We start from the raw sequence: 18,756 nt of genomic DNA, 5'->3' as shown, positions 1-18,756 counted from the left end.
TCATAAAAATTCAGACTTGTGCTTTAGTATGATTTGATGATATTCATCCATGTTTAAAAGCTCGAAAAAAACATTTGCTTTAAAGTAGGATTGTTTTATAAATTCTTTATCATAATTCAAGCTCTCTAAACACAAACCTTGTTGATAGTAAAGTTGACCTAACAAAGACATGTCTTTAAAGCGTAAACTTTGCTGGATGGCTTCTTGAACAATATTTAAAGCGTAGTGAGATTCTTTAAGTTGTAATAGAGTTTTTGAAAAATTGTAAAGTATTCTTATTCGATCCAATAAAAGCTCGTTGCTCTCAAAATCGAGCTTAATAAGTTCTTCGTAGACTTTTCTGCTATGCTTATAGCTTTTATTTTCGGAATATAGATTAGCAATAGCGGACTTTATGCGGATGATCATACTAGGTGAATAAAAAGTAGAGGAATACTTTTCGGATAACTGCCGTAGTACAACGATGCATGTCCTGTAGTCAGTTTTTTGTAAACGATGTGCAGAAATACTGTTGTAAAATTGCAACAATAAAGCGATTTCTTCTTCAATGTAAACATTTTGTAGTTTTAAGTTCGTTATCTCATAAATTTCTTTAAATTCATTATTTCTAAATTTTTTTAATAATTCATCATCGAGTTGATAAAATGACTCACGATAATTAGCATGATCGAAAAAAGCGGAAAATGGAACTTGTAACTTTTTTGAAATTAGAAACAGTAATTCAACCGTCGGTGAATGTGTGCCGCTCTCAATCTTACTGATCTCCGCTTGGCTACAAATCCCGTTCGCTAGATCCTTCTGCGTCAAGTTATGCTTCTTGCGAAGACGGCGAAGGGCGAGGCCAATCTGGGGTGACGTGAATTGATCCATGGGTTCGGTCCTTTCTATCAAGTGGATTCGACTACGTGTCTATCTCCTTATTATAGAAGTGATGCCCGGACAAAACCAACTTTTTACTGTGATAATTCGTCAACGATTTTGATTATCCATTCTAAACGGAAGAAAGGGGTATTTCCTATGAATCTCATTTTTAAAGAATCGCGACGTACGATTTCATCTTGTGGCTGGTGTTTAAACGCTTCTACGGTTACGGTCGCACCCTTGGCTAGTCGGGAGATGGAACGCGTCAAACCGGTGACGAAACGTCGCACTAAAACATCTTAAAAAAACGTCCATTAACGGCGTGGCTTCATTCCGTTCGTTACGGTTTGAAGCCATTTTTTTACACACTCAGATGAAAGGAGAATGAACATGATTGGACTTACTGTACTCGCTGAGAGTGAAGGCTGGCTCCACCAGCTTGAACCGACAGCGGACTTCATCGCTTTTTGTCAGTCGCATCGTTTTTCGTTCGATCATTACGATTACAATGTGCACACGTTTCTTGATTTACTGGATTATATGGATTTTCAAGAATTTGAACACTATTTGTTCATTCTTCGGGGGACCGGCGAACGGACGATGCGACTCGTCGCCTATCTTCAACAACGGATGCTGCATGTCCAGTTTCATTTGATTAATGACCGGGGGGACGTTTTGTTTGGGGATCCGTATTTTTTAGACGGCATCACGGTACCGTTCGAAGAACCGCTCGCTGACTCACAACCGATTGCCTTACAAGATGCCTTGATGTCTTTATTCACAGGTGTCTATCCGGACGCGACGTCCCGTCATCCGCAACCACTCCGGCATATTTACGTGGAAGAGACGAGTCTACTGAATTCCATCAATCCGGCACTATTCGATCAGATGACGATCAACAGCTTACTGTACATCGACCAACCGACACGGCACGATTTACCGGTCATTGAACTGATGAGCCGCGTTCCGGTCTTGGTCGCCTTCTCGGATACCCTGTCGTTCGACATTAAGGCACACCTTGCCGTCGTCAGTCGAACGGCTATAGAAGCTGCCTTCGAAACGTGGCGGACGACGAGCCGCGTACCGAACCCGGGACACTATATGGGAATTCTCGATTATGCGACACTCACCGGGATGACTGTGTCTCATCGGCTATTTATTTTTAAAGACGGCGTCTGTGCAGATTACGGAAAACAAATCTGCTTGAGCGGGCTTGAAGAGATTGATATTTTCCAGTTGCGTCATCGTCAACGGGAGACATTCGCACCGATCGCGCCGCACCTTCAACTCGCGTTGTATCCTTTACTGTATCAGCTGGCATCGGCCTTCTTGACCGAAAGTCAGTTTGTCACTCCATATACCCAGTTGGATTTACCTCGGACGGCCGGAAAGCTCGGTCCCTTGACGATGATTGGCATTCAAAATCGCGAAGGGGCATTCGTGTTTGAACTGACGACGAACCAGCTGTTTGAAACAGATGAAGTCTTTTTATGGATTTTAGAAGCCGATCAAAAAGACCGGTTCGATGTATTGCCGGAACGCCTCGGTTCTGATTATGAAACAGCTATTCAAGCCTATAAGGAGTTGATGTATCATGGGTGACGTACCACTCTTTGGACCATTTTCACGAAAAGGAAGTTATTCGAGAGTGACCGTGCTCGATGATTTCAACGCAGATAACCGTTTCATGCGTCTGCATCAGGAAACGATGCAACTGGCAGAAATCGATGAATTGACATTTTATCGCCGGTATTTAAATCGGAATGACCGTGTCCTCGTTTATGGAACGTTTGATCCGGGCTTGTTCAACACGTTATCTGAGGAAGGATATGATTTGTATCTCGTCGAACCGGAAGCCAGCCGATTGAACGGAATTTCTTCACGGTTTATGCATAAGGTATACGGTCTTAGTTATGATTTAATCGACGCTGTCGGGTATGAAGCATTTGAGAAGCTGATTTTGCCTGGGACGACGGTTGCCCGGTATTCACGCGGCGAATTACTGTTGTTTTTCCGAAACATCCGCCAGCTTCTGACGACAGATGGTCAACTGTTAGTGAATGTTCATAATGCCAAGCATTTAAAGCAACAGACGCAACCGATCGCTTCAAAACGTGTGAAGGACTGTGCTCTGTTCTATGGACAGAAGGTGGAAGGGGAGCGGTTGATACTAAATCTTTACCTGAAATCTGATCAGGATGAGAAAGTCAGTTATGCCGTCGAGCATCTCTATGAACCAACCACTCTCTTTGAATTTGCGAAACTGTCGAAATATGCAGGACGTACACTATATGCAGGGAAAACCGTACACATCTTAGAATTTGATAAATTAGGATGAATTTCAACAGGGGGCAGATTAATAATCTGCTCCCTTGTTTTTGTTTAAGGATTAAAGTACGGATTAGACTTTTTAGTAAAGAATGATTAAAAAATATTTTAAATATTAGTTTGAATAGGTCTAAAGTCAGGGTATTATTTAAATTAGTTCATCACCTAGGGGCAGCCATCATGAAATTCGGAGGATCAATACGTCATGGATAAAAAAATGGCACAATCACGGACTATGCAAGCCAGCTGTTTTGAATTCATCTCTACCTTATTTCCGGAAGAAACGTTTCAATTCATGGAAGAGCAAACCCTTCCAGATGCATTCGGTCAAATCGGCACATATTTGACGTTTAAATCGAAGGAGCGGGAACTAAAATTTAGCTTTGTTGAACAAGCCCACCAAAAGTTCGAACGGGTTTTTCTTGCAGAAAAGAGTAAAGAGTCTTCTTTTTTTAGTCGGTTGCTAGAAGCCACATATGAAGAGGGAACGTTGTACATTCATCATATCGTCAAGCCGGATTGAACTAAAAAAACACGATGAGAAGTGCACGGGAATGGCTCCTGTCTACTTTTCATCGTGTTTTTTAGACTTCGATTGATTCGAGACCTTGCTGTAGAGCTTGATTGACAGAGGCAGCCATCTCTTCACGGACTTCATGTGATAGTAACCGACCGTTAAAGTAAACTTCGTTCGAGAGTGTGAGATGGACGAGTATATCTTCGAGGACAAACTTAAAGTCGATTGGTTTCGATGGTGCGAGCGATTGGCTCATAAAATCACTAAGGGTCGGATGCTGGACGTGCTTTGGATCAATCAAATCAATCACAGTCGTGTTGAGGGCGATGGCGAGCCGTTCAAGTGATTGCGTGCTTGGCATCCGTTGTCCGCGTTCATAGGCAGAAATCGAGGTCGTCGATTCACCGCATTGCTCAGCGAGATACTTTTGTGTGTACTTGTGCTGTTTTCGTAGTCGCATGATTTTTTTCCCGAGAGCTCGGTTCATGTTATAGGTTGTCAGACGCTCAAGACGTTAGTCAGGAGAGGGACATCCTTCACCTCCTTTTTTAGGATGTAATCGATTTATCGATCGAGTATCTAGGAAGCGGGTAGGAATTATATATGTTTATCTGTGAATCACAATTCCTACTTCTCATAGCACTGCTATAGTACTAAATAACCACTTCTATTATATTGCAAACCTATCAAATGTAAAAAAAGTTTTTTGGTAATTCAAATTACATAATTATGTAACTAAAAGGATGTCTAAACAGTGCGTGTTCCATTTATTCATTGAGAAATTCAAGAAGAACTCATGGTATTCTAGAAGCGTGTTGAATAAGGAGGACGAGTTATATGCGTAAAATCCCTTGGTCCGGTTACATCACCTTGGCTATTCTGATTATTTTATTTATTTCGAGTTCGATGCCGTATGAAGAACAATCGTTAAAGCCCGGGCTGTCCCGTTATTTTAATTTGGATTTTGTGGAGGCGTTTCGCTTCATCTCATTTGATTATCACGGAGAAGTCAGTGTTGAAGCGCTTGGTGCATCCGGTTTTGTCGAATTCTTTATTCGAAAAGCAGCGCACTTATCGATTTTCATTGTACTCGGGTTTGCCTTGGTCGACTTGACCGCTCGCTTGTTGCGTCCCTATGTATTGGCGGGTTTATTCGCCTATACGTTGGCAATCACGATTGCTGTCTTTGATGAATTCCATCAAATTGTAACAGGCGGACGAACCGGGTTGATTCAGGATGTCTTATTAGATGGTACAGGTGCGTTAATTGGTATTGTATTGTATCGATTCATTCGGAGAAAACGTCGAGCGGAGCAACTGATCAGACTGTCTTGAGACTTTTGTCGCAGTTCAACGTTTTTTTTAGAAGGAATCTTGTCTAGCAAAAGCGAATCCTTTAGGAACATCATACAAAAAGGAGCGGACAACATGAAGAGACCTCATCTGTTGATTACGAGTGCCGGTCGTCGTGCGAAGCTGGTCGAATACTTCGTTCAGGAGTTTCAGGAGGGGGCGGTCAGCGTCGCAGACTGTAATCCACTTGCACCGGCACTCTATATGGCACCGAACCACCATATCGTCCCGAAGATTGATCAGCCGGATTACATCGATCATTTATTGGAACTGTGTCAACGCGAGCAGGTGACGGCCCTGTTGTCGTTAATCGACCCTGAACTCGAGTTGCTCGCGACAGCGACGGAACGGTTTGCAGCAATCGGTGTCACGGTCATCGTTTCTCCGCCATCGTCGTGTCTGCTTTGTTTTGATAAGTACGCGATGTTCGAGCACTGTACCTTGCAAGGCATCCCGCATGCGAAAACCTACCATGCCCTCACGTCGTTTCGTGAAGCGGTCGCACTCAAGAAAGTTGGTTTTCCGGTCTTCGTCAAGCCACGCAATGGCAGTGCGAGTATCGCTGTAAGACGCGTCGAGACATTAGAAGAAGTCGAACGATTATTTGAACAGAGCCCCGGCTTAATTGTGCAGGAATTTCTTGACGGGCCTGAACTCGGCGTCGATGTCTACGTCGATCTACTGTCTCATGAAGTCACGTCCATCTTCATCAAAGAAAAATTGGCGATGCGAGCCGGAGAGACGGATAAAAGTCGCTCCGTCCTCCGGACCGATGTATTCGAACTCGTCGAGCACGTCCTCGCCGGTTCTGGACTGGTCGGTCCGCTCGATTTCGATATTTTCGATGTCGACGGAACGCTCTATTTATCGGAGATCAATCCCCGCTTCGGCGGCGGGTATCCCCATGCCTATGCATGTGGTGTCAACTTCCCCGCTCAAGTCTGGCGTAATCTATCCGGGCTCGTCAATCAACCGGATATCGGTCATTATCAGGAAAACCTCTATATGATGAAGCACGATACGCTGACGCTCGTATCGGCGGCACAGTTTGAACAAACGAAATACTAAAAAGACAGAGGATGGCTCCTACGTCGTTCCGAAATCTTAGTGATGGAAGCGTGAATATGCTGAAAGCGAAGCTTTGAGCTGTGCCGTAGGGAAGAAAATTCATGCAGATATTTAAACGCGTGTTCCGTCCCGCATATAAAATAAAACGCCGATGTTTCCGTTTTTTCTACGGAGCCATCGGCGTTTTCGATTCGTCTTTTTCTCGTTCCTGATGTCTTGATGCGTCTCTACGTTATACATACGAAAGCTTTGATCTCTTTTGATCCAGCCCCGTTTTTAAATGGAATTATGAGAGCGAGACACGGGAACGCTTGAGGCATTGAACAGCGGACGTCCAGCTTCCGAAGAGGGCATTGATCGTCGAAGTGCTCGGGACAGATTTTCCTTCAGCCCACTTCCGGTAATGGATGATGCTGAAGGAAGGAAGTTCAGCTTGCGCTTGTTTTAAGGCGTTGAGCACATCTTCTTCGACCCATTTCCGGCGGGGAGGCGCGATATCGAGGCACGCGAGGGCATCGACCCACGAGCCGTACTTTCGGGCAATCGTCGCGACCGTCGGATGCCCATTTTCTTGCGCCCAAATCGAATAGGTTTGGGTCGTCAGACGCGGGAGGACGTCCGATGCTTCGAGGAGCGCATTGATGATGCGTTCTTCCGTCATGCAGACGGAGCGTGTCATCTCGATATGTGCTTCCTCAAGGGCCCGTGACCATGACCCGAAACGAAGGTTGATTAACGTTAAGGAAGGACCCTGTTTCGCTTTCGCCCATTCACGATAACTGTTGCTATGAAACGGATGAAGGCGGTTCGAGGCTTCTTTGATGAACGTCAAGATTTCTTCATCGGAAAAGTAGGGACGAATCGATGAAAGTCCTGCTGCATGCAATGCTTCGCGCCATGAACCGAAGACGTTGATGATCGTCGTAATCGAAGGTACTTCTTTAGTACTGGACCAGCGGGCATATGTTTTAGCGTCTAACGCAGGTGAGGCAAGACTTGCCTCGACCAAACTATCAATCACTTGTTGTTCTGTCCATTTCTTCATGATGTCATACCCCTTTCGTGTAGGTGTTCGTCTAGGTGTGGGTACTGTCTGTTGGTGTGTCGCGACGGAATGTCGCGTATGCGAGTAGACTGAGCCAGATGAAATAAAAGCCGCCCGGTCGAATCAGGATGCTTTCTGTAAACTGAAGCAACAACAACCAGAAGATGAGCAGTAGAAGTGTGAGCGACTCGACGTCGTCAAAACGATAATTCCGAATTAAACGAAACAAGATGAAACTAAAACATAACACGTAGAGGAGTAACCCGATGATGCCGAACTCATAGAGGAAAACGATCGGCGTACTGTGAAACGTGTAAAGGGTCTCTTCTCCCAATTGCTCAGATAAGCCGGTCGTTGCGGCACCAAAACCATGACCGACCCAAAAACGATCTGCTGAAGCTGCGAGTCCCGCCTGCCAAAGATCAAGGCGACCATTCAAACTGACTAAACGGAGGAGGAGTCCTGGCTTTAGCGCCAGGGCAGCAAGCACAATTGCGATTCCGGTGATGTAACAGGCGCTGACCTGAAGACGTAGTCGCCGCGAAGGTAACAATAGAACGGTCGTCAACAAAGTGAGTAGAAAAAAAGAATAGATGCCCGTTTGCGAAGCACTTGTTAACAGCCCTCCGCATATCAATGCCAGCGAAACGCTGGAGAAGAAGAGACGGCGCCAGGCACTCGTCGTGATGGAACGGAGGACCGCAATCCAAGCAATCAATCCACCAGGAACAAGCCAAGCAGCAAATGCGTTCGGATTGTTCGTCAAGCTAGCTAAGCGTAGAAAGCTACCTTGCTCCCCGACATAGAGTTGTGGAAGCGCAATCGGACCAATCCGTAACCACTGCAAATTATCGATTGGGATGTAGGATTGCCCAAACGAGACGAGCAGGGCGTAACTCGCTAAAAATAGCGCCTGATAAAAGAGAATGAGAAATAAGAACCGGTGCCAGTAAGTGAAAAGCGGAGAAGAGAGTGATAGGACGATGATCAGAAACATCCATGTCGTCAAAAGAAAGAAGAGTGAAAAAGGTGCATCCGTCGCGGGACGAGAGAAAAAAAAGACAGTGTGTAACGTCAAATAACTCAAAAAGACGAGGATGAGTCGATGCGAACGAGACCGGAACGGAAAGTATAACGGACGGGACACGATATAAAAAATGAGAAAGAGTAACGGGTACAAAAAGACGGTCACGACGTTCCAATGCTCCGGTAAGACTTCATCCGTAAAGCGTAACGGACGCGTCCACAAATCAATCGTCACAAATAGTAATAGGATGAATAAGACAATCGATTCAGGTATATTGACGGATTTTAACATCATTTCTAAAGTCTATCCACCCTTCATATAGGACTTATTACCGATTATGTGACTTTTTAATCATCAAATTGGTATTTACCCGTAAATAAACGATATTTATGCGGATAAGATGAATGTTTTTGAAGAAACGACGATTATTTTTCTGTGAATCGTCTTTTTTTCGTGAAACGATATTTTTCGATGATGTAATGATACGCATGCACAACGACTATTGAAAAAAAACTAATCATTTCCACCAAGCTCTAATTGTTTTGGTAGTCGTTTGGAAATAAGGTGAAGTCATAACCAATGACCCTCCGACGTTCAAGGTAAGAAAGAGGTGAACCATGTGAATACCATGCATCAAAAAAGAACATTCGCAGACCACTTGATGACATTGAAAAAGGGCTGGTGGATCCTCATCGTCTGTGCCATCTTGTTTGCGGGTGCCGGTTACCTGATCAGCACGTACGTCATTAAACCTACGTATGAAGCAACAGCTTACATCCTCGTCGTACCGCAAAAGAGTAGTGACACGACTTCCTCGACGTCACTCGTCAGTACCTATCAAGATATTCTTCGGAGTCCGGAAGTCGTCGATCAAGTCGCCCAAAAGATGGGTGTGACCGATAAGCGTCTATTCGATTTAACCGATCGCTTGACGGTGTCGAGTAACCTCGATTCTCAAGTCATCGCCTTATCCATTACAGATGGATCAGCTGAACAAGCTGCCATCCAAGCGAACACGATGACAGAAGTGTTCCAAGATTACTTGCCTCAGTTAATCAATACAAGCAGTACGGAAGTTTTCTCGACGGCACGGATTCCGACGAAACCGATGTCTCCGAACATCTTGATGAACACGGCGATCGGCGGTGTACTCGGGTTGATGTTCGGCTTACTAATCGTCTATTCCCGTGTACTAGGAAAGAAGTCAGCAACTGAATCAACGAAAGATGATGCATCCTATCCACAAGCCGTCAGCCGTCCACACTCATGATTCGGGGAAGGAGGAGCAGTCATGCAAGCACCACCATTGCATCAGTATCGTCGCCATATGAAAATCGGACTTTTACGCGGGGTCGACGCACTGATTATCGCCGCCGCAACCGTCGTCACCTTCTACTTCTTCAATCCCCTTCACCTGACCGTTCAGTTCGATTTACGGAATGCGATTGAAATCGCATTGATTCAATGGGTCGCCCTAACACTCGTCGCCCACTGGATGCGCTTTTATCAAATCGTTTGGCGTTATGCGAGTCTGAGGGATTTAGGTGTCCTCCTGTTTGTCGTCGTCGCCAGCAGCTTTGTCTTACTCGGGCTCGAGTATGCCTTGTTCGACTTCGCCGTCGAGCGCGCCGTCTTCCTGCAAACGGGACTTGTCTTGAACGGTATCTTATTTGTCCGCTTAGCGATTCGCGGACGGACGCTTCAACTGAAACGGGACCGGACGCTCGGTAAACGTACGTTAATCATCGGTGCCGGAGCTTCCGGACAGATGATTACAAAAGAGTTAAAGCAGAAAAAAGCGCACATCTTGAACGTCGTTGGTTTACTCGACGATCTCGCAGAACTCAAAGGGATGCGCATCCACGGCGTCCCCGTCATCGGAACGATCGAGCAACTCGAATTCATCATCGAAGAACAGAAAATCGAAGCGGTCGTGCTCGCGATTCCTTCCTTATCCTATACGGAGCGGGTCGCTTTACTCAATCGCATCAAACAGACGAAGGTCGAAGCCCACACGTTACCGATGCTCGTCGAACTGGCGTCAGGAAAAGTATCAATCAATCAAATCCGCGAAGTCTCGATCGCTGACTTGCTCGGTCGTGAACCGGTCGAACTCGACATCACGGAAATCGAACGAAGCGTCAGCGGGGCGACCGTCCTCGTGACTGGAGCCGGTGGATCGATTGGTTCAGAGATTTGTCGCCAGTTGATTAAATTTAAGCCTGACCGGCTCATCCTCCTCGGACATGGCGAGAACAGCATCTATTTGATTCGCCGGGAGCTCGAATGTATGACCGATGGTACGGTCCTTCATTCCGTCATCGCGGACGTTCAGGATTTAGAACGACTGAATGAAGTCATGGGACGGTTCGAACCGGATCTCGTCTATCATGCGGCAGCCCATAAGCACGTCCCGTTGATGGAAGATAATCCACGCGAAGCCGTCAAAAATAATATTTACGGGACACGCAACGTCGCGCTCGCGGCGGAAGCAGCACACGTCAAACGATTCGTCATGATCTCGACTGATAAGGCCGTCAATCCTACGAGCGTGATGGGGGCGACGAAACGGATTGCCGAGATGGTCATCCAGCAAATCGCCCGCAACAGTGAAACGACGTTCGCCGTCGTCCGTTTCGGAAACGTACTCGGCAGCCGTGGTTCCGTCATCCCGCTCTTCAAGGAACAAATCGCAAAAGGCGGACCGATCACCGTGACGGACCCGGCGATGACGCGGTACTTCATGACGATTCCGGAAGCGAGTCGGCTCGTCATCCAGGCAAGCGTCCTCGCAAGCGGAGGAGAGGTGTTCGTCCTCGACATGGGAAAACCGGTCAACATCACGACGCTTGCGAAAAATTTGATTCACTTGAGCGGTTTTACGGAAGAACAGATTCCGATCGTCTACAGCGGCATTCGAAAAGGCGAGAAGCTTTATGAGGAGTTGCTCGCAGAAGAAGAAGTCCATGACGAGCGGGTTTTCGAGAAAATTCTAGTTGGGAAGACCCGGCCCTTCGGCTCCGTCGAACCGTATCTTCGGGAAATCAATCGTTGCCTCGACGATGAAGAGGCGCTTCGGACGTACCTGCTCGGTGCGACGAATGACAGCCGCCCGGTCGCGATGCCAGAAGTCGTCCGGATCGCGCGAGAATGAGAGGTGAGATAAATGAAAGCACCGCGGCAGTTATCACGCTTTAACTTGATCTTCATTGCCGATACGGCCTATTCCTTACACCAATGGATGATTTTGACGCTCTTAATCAAATGGAGTACGCCACTCAACATCGGTTATTTCAATTACGCTCTCGCCTTGACGGCACCGATCGTCATGTTCTGTTGGCTCAATGCCAGCACGATTTTGACGGCGGAACGGGCCGGGCTGAAGAACTTCACCCTTTTCATCAAAACACGGTTCTTCCTCTTGACGCTCGGTGTGTTCGTCTTACTGATCGTCTATTATTTCTTCGGTGAAGCGGATATCTTACTGTTGACGTTACTCGTTTATCTCAATAAATACATGGAATCGTTCGCCGATCTCTCGTACGGCTTCCTCCAAGGACACATGGCGTTCAAAGAAGTCGCGTTATCGAAGATTTTCAGAAGTCTGATCAACGTCTCGGGTGCAGCCTTGATCCTCTTTACGACCCATTCGATTCACGGCTTCGTCCTCGCGATGATTGCTGGGAACTTAATCATGCTGATCATCTACGATTTACCGACCGTCCGCCGGATTGGACAAGGGTTTGAAAATATCACGATGAGCGATCGCTACCAAACGGGCCGGCAATTGTTCTTCAAGGCCGTCCCACTCGGATTTGTTGCCTTACTCGTTGCCTTGAATGCCAACATCCCGCGTCTCTTCGTCGGTCAAACAATCGGGACGGAAGAACTCGGTTACTACGCGAGTATCGCTTACTTACTCGTTTTAGGTAGCTTGTTCATCCACTCGCTCGTCGCCGTGCTCTTACCGAATTTTTCGTCAGAGACGGGCGAACGACAAAGTCTCCCGGCACTCCGAAAGCTGACACGCTCGATGCTACTGATGACAAACGCGGTCGGTGTCCTGTTGATCATCGGGGCCATCTTCTTCGGAAAATGGGGGTTGACGATTTTCTACAATGCTTCATTCGTGCAGTACCATACGATTTTCGTCTTGATGATGGTCGCTTCGCTCTTTTTCTATAACTCGACCGTCATCCAAGCGTTACTAACGGGATTCCAACAATTTCGTATCCAGACGCTTGCGATTTTCGGAAGTGTCGCCGTCAATCTGATTGCCTGCAGTTTCTTGATTCCACTGTATGGGTTATACGGTGCGACGACGGCTTATGCGTTATGTGCCGTCACGCAAATCGTCTTGTTGGTGCCAGCGCTCTACCGGGCGCTCTATCCGCGGAACTTGCCGCTCGCGATTGAACAAAGTAGCTAAAGGAGGGAAAAAGATGCGGCCAATCCTCATTCTACTGATCATCGAAGCATTGCTCAGTCAACTGTTGCGGCCGCTCTTTTCGACACCGGAAAGTTATATCACGTTGATGCTAGTCGGCAATTCCATCTTGATGCTCTGGTATTTGCTCAAAAATTCGGAGACGACGCCATTATTTCTCGTCTTCGTCACCGCCTTCATCGTGCGTCTCGGATTGATGTTCGTCGATCTTGAGCTGTTTCGGCTCCCGCCACACAGTGGGGATGATACGGAGGCATTCCATCTCGAAGGTCTGCAAATCTATCTCGATCCATCGATGTTCAACGAAGTCGTTCGCGGGAGTTACTCGAAGTTCCTCGGCATCTTCTATCTTGCATTCGGACCCGAGCGGATCTTGGCACAATACTTTAACGTCATCCTCGGCGTCGTCGCCGTCGTCATTCTCGCGAAAACGCTTCGGCTGCTCGGTCTGCCAATGCGAGTCGTGTTCCTGTCGACGCTGTTATTTGCCTTCTTCGCCCAAGGATTGTTGCTTTCGCCGATCCTGTTACGCGATCAACTCGTCGCACTCGGTATTGTCTATACGCTCTATTACATGGTGCGCTGGACGATTGATAAGTCGGGTGCTTCCTTGGCACTGGCCTACCTCGCTTACTTCGTCAGTACGATTTTCCATTCCGGTCTCGCGATTGGAATCGTCGTCTTATTGGTTTATTTCTCCTTTTATAATCATGCGACCGGTCGGATGGATTTCGAAGCTTCCAAAGTACAGCGGTTGGTCATGCAAGTCCTGATCGTCGGCTTCATCGTCTACAGTTTTCAGGATGTCTTGTTCGCAAAATTCACACATGTCTCGGAAAACGGTCAATTGTTCAGCGGGATGAGTTATGACCGTGGTGGATCGGCTTACTTGAACGGGTTGACTGTCACGGGACCACTTGACATGATTCTCTATTCACCGCTTCGGATGATTTATTTCCTCTTCTCACCGTTCCCGTGGCAATGGTCCAGTGTGACGAACATCGCCATCTTCTTCTTCGACGCCGCCGTTTATCTCCTGCTGTTCGCACTGACGATCCGGCACTTCCGCTATTTGAAACACCATCCTTACGCTGCTGTTTTATTGTTCATGTTGCTCCTCTTCATCGTCAATGCACTCATCTTTGGTCTTGGGACAGGAAACGTCGGAACGGCAATCCGTCACCGCTACAAATTGTTTCCGATGCTCCTGATCGTCTACACATCGATTCATTATATTCGCTACCAGGCGCTTCACCACTTTGAGGAGGTCGAACAACGTGCAGAATAAAACGATTTTAATCACCGGTATCGCAGGGTTTATCGGGTTTCATGCCGCTCGTCGATTTTTAGCGGAAGGGTACCGTGTCATCGGACTTGACGAAGTCAACGATTACTACGACCCGGCGTTGAAAGAGGCGCGCTTAGTCGAACTCGATCCGAGACGCTATACCTTTTATCGTGTATCGCTCGAGGATACAGCAGCCGTCGACGCCATCTTCGCGAAGGAACAGATTGATCTCGTGCTTCATCTCGCAGCACAAGCAGGTGTCCGCTACAGCATCGATCGACCGGACGTCTATATCACATCGAACATCGTCGGCTTCCTGTCGATTCTCGAAGCCTGTCGCCATCATCCGGTCGAACAACTCGTCTATGCCTCTTCCAGTTCCGTTTACGGCTCGAACACGAAGATGCCTTTCGCCGTGACGGACGCGGTCGACCATCCGCTCAGTCTCTATGCCGCTTCCAAAAAAGCGAACGAGTTGATGGCCCACACCTACAGCAGTCTATACGGCATCAAAACGACGGGGCTTCGATTCTTCAGCGTCTATGGTCCGTGGGGACGCCCGGATATGGCGTTGTTCAAATTCACGGAAGCGATCGCGAACGGTCAACCGATTGATTTATACAACTACGGTGAGATGGGACGCGACTTCACCTATGTCGACGACATCATTGAGAGCATCTATCGGTTGTTACAGACAGAGCCGGTCGCTGATCCGTCCTTTAATAAAGCAGCGCCACAGCCAGACCGGAGCTTCGTTCCATACCGGGTCTTCAACATCGGTAGTCACAGTCCGATCCGCCTGAACGAATTCGTCGCATTGATCGAACGGCGTCTCGGGAAGACGGCGATCAAACATGGTATGCCACTCCAGGCAGGAGACGTCCCGGAAAGCTTCGCTGACGTCACGTCGTTATTCGAGACGATCGGTTACCGGCCACGGACGACGGTCGAAGCTGGCGTCAATGCATTCATCGATTGGTATGAAAGCCATTACCAGCTGAAGGAGGAGGTCCAAGATGGCGCTTAAGGAAGACCTTTATTATAAGTCTCCGATATTTATTCAGAATATTTTGACATCTATTTACGGCAAAAAGCTGATGCATGAGCGGTACGGGGCCCGTTATGAACAAAAACTGATGCAATTACGTGAAAAAGACCGGTCGCTTGACTATCGCGTCGAACAACTTGAACGTTTGAATGCGTTTCTCTTGTTCGTGCAACAGCATACCCCGTACTACCGGGAGCTGTTTCGACAGCTCGACATGAAACTTCCGCTAACGTCACTCGATCAGTTGGCGCTGATTCCGGTCCTTGAAAAAGAAACGTTACGGCAGCAAAACGACGAATTCATGTCAGAAGTCGACGCGCCGGTCCGAGGGCGGACGGGCGGGACGAGCGGGAAGTCACTCCAGGTTGCTTTCATGCGCGAGGACATTCAAGAACGAATGGCACATCTCGATTACTTTAAGGAACAGCATGGGTTTTACGGCGGGATGCCACGGGCGAGTTTCACAGGACGGACCTTGACGGCAGTCGATCAGAAAAAGCCGATCTTTTGGCGGATGAATCGTCCGCTCAATCAATTGCTGCTCTCGATTTTTCATATGAAAGAAGAAAACTTTCCCGCCTATATCGAGGAATTGAATCGTTTCCGACCAGTCGCATTAGACGGGACACCGACGGCGATGGTCGAAATCGCCCGTTATTTACTAAAAAATAAGATTCAACTCGACTTTAAAATCGTTGCCATCTTCCCGACGTCAGAAACGGTGACAGAAGAAATGCGATCGATTCTCGAGGAGGCATTCGTCGCACCGGTCTTCGATCAATACGGTTCGTCAGAAGGCGCTCCGATCATTTCTGAATGTACGCACCGGAAGCTGCACCTGCACCATGAGACCGGCATCATCGAACCATACGGACCGGATGGTGAAGTCGTCGTGACGTGTTTTACGACACGGGGGACCCCGCTGATCCGTTACCGGATTGGTGACCGCATGACCCTCAGTCATGAGACGTGTGGATGTGGATTGAACGGACCGGTCATCGCCTCGATTGACGGACGGGGGACGAGTTTCATCGTCAGTGAGAAGCGGGGCAAGGTCTTTGAAGGTGATATCACGACGATTGCCCGCGAATTACCAAACTCGGTCTTACGACTTCAAGTCGAACAATACGCACTCAATCGTGTCACACTGCGTTACATTCCGGACAATCAGCGTTTCCAACCGAAACATGAAAAGATTTTATTGAACGAGATGCGCAAATTGCTTGGACCGGATATGTTGATTACGCTCGAGCCCGTCGAACAAGTCAAACAAGAACCGAATGGAAAAACATTGATCGTCAAACAGTCGATGAAATAGGAGGAATCCATCATGAATAAGGCAGTCAAACACATCACAGATACGACAGCAGCCGAAACACGATCACTTCCCATCGCCAACCGTTCGATTGCCGTCGTCGGCCTCGGCTACGTCGGTCTCCCGGTCGCCATCGCCTTCGGTGAAAAGACTGGCGTCGTCGGTTTTGACATCAAAGAACAACGGATCAATGAATTACGTGAAGGGGTCGATGCGACGCTCGAACTGACACCGTTCACTTTAAAAAATGCGGACGTCAATTATGTAACGGATGCAGCAGCACTTCAAGCGAGTGACTTCATCATCGTCGCCGTACCGACACCGATTAATGCTCAAAATCAACCGGACTTGACGCCGCTCTTACGTGCGTCACAACTTGTCGGACGCCAGCTGAATAAAGGCGACATCGTCGTCTACGAGTCGACTGTCTATCCGGGGGCGACGGAAGAAGATTGTATCCCGGTCCTTGAGGAATCTTCGGGTCTTCAAGCAGGCGTCGACTTCTTCGTCGGTTACTCACCGGAACGGATCAATCCCGGTGATCATGAACATACGTTCAAGACGATTAAAAAAATCGTTTCAGCACAGGATAAAAAAACGCTCGATGTTGTCGCAGAAGTGTACGAAGCCGTCGTCGAGGCGGGGGTCCACCGTGCATCATCGATCAAAGTCGCAGAAGCGGCAAAAATCATCGAAAATACGCAGCGTGACTTAAACATCGCCTTGATGAACGAACTCGCCATCATCTTCGACCGGATGGACATCGATACGCTCGAGGTCCTCGAAGCAGCAGGGACGAAGTGGAACTTCCTTCCGTTTCGACCAGGACTCGTCGGAGGACACTGCATCGGGGTCGATCCCTTCTACTTGACGATGAAGGCGGAATCGCTCGGATATCATCCGGAAGTCATCCTTGCCGGACGACGCATCAACGATACGATGGGGCGCTTCATCGCGACGTCACTCGTCAAAAATCTAATCAAACAAAACATGCCGGTCCTCGGCGCACGCGTCACTGTCCTCGGTCTTTCATTCAAGGAAAACGTCAGTGACATCCGAAATTCGAAAGTCGCGAACTTAATCAAGGAGATTGAAGAATTCGGAATCGAAGTCCAAGTGACCGATCGCCTTGTCGAAAAAGATGAAGCGAAACGCGAATACGGAATCAACCTGCTCGACATGACAGAGCTTAAACCAGCCGACGTCGTCATCTTCGCCGTCAGTCATGAAGAGTACGTCGAAGGAAACTGGCTACTCGCGAAACACTTACTCAAAGTGGGGCGTGGTGTCGTCGTCGACATCAAAGGGATGCTCGCACCAGCTGAAAAACCGGAAGGGGTGCACTTATGGCGTCTTTAAGAATTCTCCAAGTTTGCGCGCTTGATACGACAGCTGAAACGATGCTGCAACCGTTACTGCTCGCGCTGCGCGACGCAGGGCACGATGTCGGGATTGCTTGTGCCGACACGGGAGCCTCCGACAAGCTGGCAGCACAAGGTTTTACGATGCATGACATTCCGATTGAACGGAAAATTGACTGGACGAGTAATTGGAAAACAATCCGCTCGATCGTTCACATTTTGAAGACGGGTCGCTATGACGCCGTCCATGTCCACACACCTGTCGCGGCAGCGCTCGGACGGGTCGCGGCGAAACGAGCGGGGACGAAGCATATCGTCTATACGGCACACGGCTTTTACTTTCATGAAAAGATGGGACGGGTGACGTATCAATTGACCTATTCCGTCGAAAAATGGCTCGCCCGTTTCGCGACGGACTACCTCCTGCTCCAAAGCGGGGAAGATTATGAACTGGCAAACCGAAAACGTTTTAAGGCGACGAAACGATTGATGCATTTAGGGAACGGCATCGATTTGACCCGATTCTATCCACAGGCGCGGCAAGGAAACGAAGCTTTCACCTTCCTGTTCATCGGACGGATCGTCGAGGAAAAAGGTGTGCTCGAACTCCTGAATGCTTTTGAAAACGTCGTATCGCAAGACCCGGATGTCCGCTTGATCATCGCCGGTGAAATGATGGAGAGCGAACGGGATCAAACGACGAAACATCGTTTCCTCGAACGTCTACGCGAGATTCCGAATATCGAGTATCGAGGGTTCGTTGAAGATGTGCCACGACTTTTACAACAAGTCGATGCCTTCGTCCTGCCATCGCACCGAGAAGGGGTCCCGCGCTCAATCATCGAGGCGATGGCGACGGCGAAACCCGTCATCGCAACGAACATCCGAGGATGTCGGGAAGAGGTCATCGACGGGACGACCGGTTATTTGGTCGACGTCCATGATGAAACGCAGTTGGCAGCAAGAATGACCAATCTTGTCAAACACCCACAACAGGCGTCAGAGATGGGCCGGGCCGGATTCGAACGGGCAATGAAACATTTTAACGAAGCTGATGTCATCAAACGACAACTCGATCTCTTTTCGACTATGTAAAAG

Annotated in this window: 18 protein-coding genes; 14 read left to right on the top strand and 4 right to left on the bottom strand. The window is 48.1% G+C overall.

Annotation, left to right across the window (positions count from 1 at the left end):
- Entirely contained in the window at positions 1 to 870 is an 870-nt protein-coding gene (locus AC0VYQ_RS13220; RefSeq protein WP_159174124.1) for a helix-turn-helix domain-containing protein, read from the bottom strand.
- 147 nt (positions 871 to 1,017) lie between these two features.
- Between AC0VYQ_RS13220 and AC0VYQ_RS13215 the strand changes: the two genes are divergently transcribed.
- The 4 genes from AC0VYQ_RS13215 to AC0VYQ_RS13200 all read left to right on the top strand — a co-directional run bounded on the left by AC0VYQ_RS13215 (position 1,018) and on the right by AC0VYQ_RS13200 (position 3,712).
- On the top strand, positions 1,018 to 1,164 hold the full coding sequence (locus AC0VYQ_RS13215) for a hypothetical protein (RefSeq protein ID WP_157898498.1): 147 nt from the start codon (positions 1,018 to 1,020) through the stop codon (positions 1,162 to 1,164).
- A gap of 87 nt (positions 1,165 to 1,251) precedes the next feature.
- A complete protein-coding gene (locus AC0VYQ_RS13210; RefSeq protein ID WP_475403749.1) occupies positions 1,252 to 2,463 on the top strand; it encodes a hypothetical protein in 1,212 nt (403 codons plus the stop codon).
- The gene (locus AC0VYQ_RS13205) at positions 2,456 to 3,199 is read left to right on the top strand and encodes a hypothetical protein (RefSeq protein ID WP_214892744.1); all 744 of its coding nucleotides are present in this window, start codon (positions 2,456 to 2,458) and stop codon (positions 3,197 to 3,199) included. The genes AC0VYQ_RS13210 and AC0VYQ_RS13205 overlap by 8 nt, the downstream gene beginning before the upstream one ends.
- Before the next feature lie 195 nt (positions 3,200 to 3,394).
- Positions 3,395 to 3,712, top strand: coding sequence for a hypothetical protein (locus tag AC0VYQ_RS13200; RefSeq protein ID WP_475403748.1), 318 nt, complete (start codon positions 3,395 to 3,397; stop codon positions 3,710 to 3,712).
- A 61-nt stretch (positions 3,713 to 3,773) separates the two neighbouring features.
- On the opposite strand, the gene AC0VYQ_RS13195 is transcribed toward AC0VYQ_RS13200, so the two are convergent.
- The gene (locus AC0VYQ_RS13195) at positions 3,774 to 4,193 is read right to left on the bottom strand and encodes a helix-turn-helix domain-containing protein (protein WP_475403747.1); all 420 of its coding nucleotides are present in this window, start codon (positions 4,191 to 4,193) and stop codon (positions 3,774 to 3,776) included.
- A gap of 350 nt (positions 4,194 to 4,543) precedes the next feature.
- Between AC0VYQ_RS13195 and AC0VYQ_RS13190 the strand changes: the two genes are divergently transcribed.
- Together AC0VYQ_RS13190 and AC0VYQ_RS13185 are read left to right on the top strand one after the other, a co-directional pair.
- Positions 4,544 to 5,041: a VanZ family protein gene (locus tag AC0VYQ_RS13190; protein WP_475403746.1), complete on the top strand. Its 498-nt coding sequence runs from the start codon at positions 4,544 to 4,546 to the stop codon at positions 5,039 to 5,041.
- A gap of 93 nt (positions 5,042 to 5,134) precedes the next feature.
- Positions 5,135 to 6,127, top strand: coding sequence for an ATP-grasp domain-containing protein (locus AC0VYQ_RS13185; RefSeq protein ID WP_475403745.1), 993 nt, complete (start codon positions 5,135 to 5,137; stop codon positions 6,125 to 6,127).
- 286 nt (positions 6,128 to 6,413) lie between these two features.
- On the opposite strand, the gene AC0VYQ_RS13180 is transcribed toward AC0VYQ_RS13185, so the two are convergent.
- Together AC0VYQ_RS13180 and AC0VYQ_RS13175 are read right to left on the bottom strand one after the other, a co-directional pair.
- Positions 6,414 to 7,172 carry a homing endonuclease associated repeat-containing protein gene (locus tag AC0VYQ_RS13180; protein ID WP_029331624.1) on the bottom strand — a complete coding sequence of 253 codons (759 nt, stop codon included), beginning with the start codon at positions 7,170 to 7,172 and terminating at the stop codon, positions 6,414 to 6,416.
- A gap of 31 nt (positions 7,173 to 7,203) precedes the next feature.
- Positions 7,204 to 8,493 carry an O-antigen ligase family protein gene (locus tag AC0VYQ_RS13175; protein ID WP_475403744.1) on the bottom strand — a complete coding sequence of 430 codons (1,290 nt, stop codon included), beginning with the start codon at positions 8,491 to 8,493 and terminating at the stop codon, positions 7,204 to 7,206.
- Between the two features lie 334 nt (positions 8,494 to 8,827).
- On the opposite strand from AC0VYQ_RS13175, the gene AC0VYQ_RS13170 reads away from it, so the two are divergent.
- The 8 genes from AC0VYQ_RS13170 to AC0VYQ_RS13135 are packed head-to-tail and all read left to right on the top strand — an operon-like array spanning position 8,828 to position 18,753.
- Positions 8,828 to 9,469, top strand: a complete 642-nt coding sequence (locus tag AC0VYQ_RS13170; protein ID WP_235195247.1) for a YveK family protein — start codon at positions 8,828 to 8,830, stop codon at positions 9,467 to 9,469.
- Between the two features lie 21 nt (positions 9,470 to 9,490).
- Positions 9,491 to 11,353, top strand: a complete 1,863-nt coding sequence (locus AC0VYQ_RS13165; RefSeq protein ID WP_214804265.1) for a polysaccharide biosynthesis protein — start codon at positions 9,491 to 9,493, stop codon at positions 11,351 to 11,353.
- 12 nt (positions 11,354 to 11,365) lie between these two features.
- The gene (locus AC0VYQ_RS13160) at positions 11,366 to 12,628 is read left to right on the top strand and encodes an oligosaccharide flippase family protein (protein WP_088837886.1); all 1,263 of its coding nucleotides are present in this window, start codon (positions 11,366 to 11,368) and stop codon (positions 12,626 to 12,628) included.
- 13 nt (positions 12,629 to 12,641) lie between these two features.
- Complete coding sequence (locus AC0VYQ_RS13155; protein ID WP_475403743.1) at positions 12,642 to 13,934, top strand: hypothetical protein; 1,293 nt, start codon at positions 12,642 to 12,644, stop codon at positions 13,932 to 13,934.
- Positions 13,924 to 14,961: an NAD-dependent epimerase gene (locus AC0VYQ_RS13150; RefSeq protein ID WP_475403742.1), complete on the top strand. Its 1,038-nt coding sequence runs from the start codon at positions 13,924 to 13,926 to the stop codon at positions 14,959 to 14,961. The genes AC0VYQ_RS13155 and AC0VYQ_RS13150 overlap by 11 nt, the downstream gene beginning before the upstream one ends.
- Positions 14,951 to 16,300 (top strand): phenylacetate--CoA ligase family protein, encoded by a 1,350-nt coding sequence (locus AC0VYQ_RS13145; RefSeq protein WP_214892728.1) that lies wholly within the window; start codon positions 14,951 to 14,953, stop codon positions 16,298 to 16,300. Before AC0VYQ_RS13150 ends, AC0VYQ_RS13145 begins: the two co-directional genes overlap by 11 nt.
- Before the next feature lie 12 nt (positions 16,301 to 16,312).
- Positions 16,313 to 17,656 carry a nucleotide sugar dehydrogenase gene (locus AC0VYQ_RS13140; protein WP_251137133.1) on the top strand — a complete coding sequence of 448 codons (1,344 nt, stop codon included), beginning with the start codon at positions 16,313 to 16,315 and terminating at the stop codon, positions 17,654 to 17,656.
- On the top strand, positions 17,644 to 18,753 hold the full coding sequence (locus AC0VYQ_RS13135; RefSeq protein WP_475403741.1) for a glycosyltransferase family 4 protein: 1,110 nt from the start codon (positions 17,644 to 17,646) through the stop codon (positions 18,751 to 18,753). Before AC0VYQ_RS13140 ends, AC0VYQ_RS13135 begins: the two co-directional genes overlap by 13 nt.
- The last annotated feature ends 3 nt before the right edge of the window (positions 18,754 to 18,756 follow it).

Source organism: Exiguobacterium sp. QJM3NY_9, from assembly GCF_056173545.1.
Note: the sequence above shows the minus strand (reverse complement) of the source record. Positions and strands in the feature narration are given on the sequence as shown.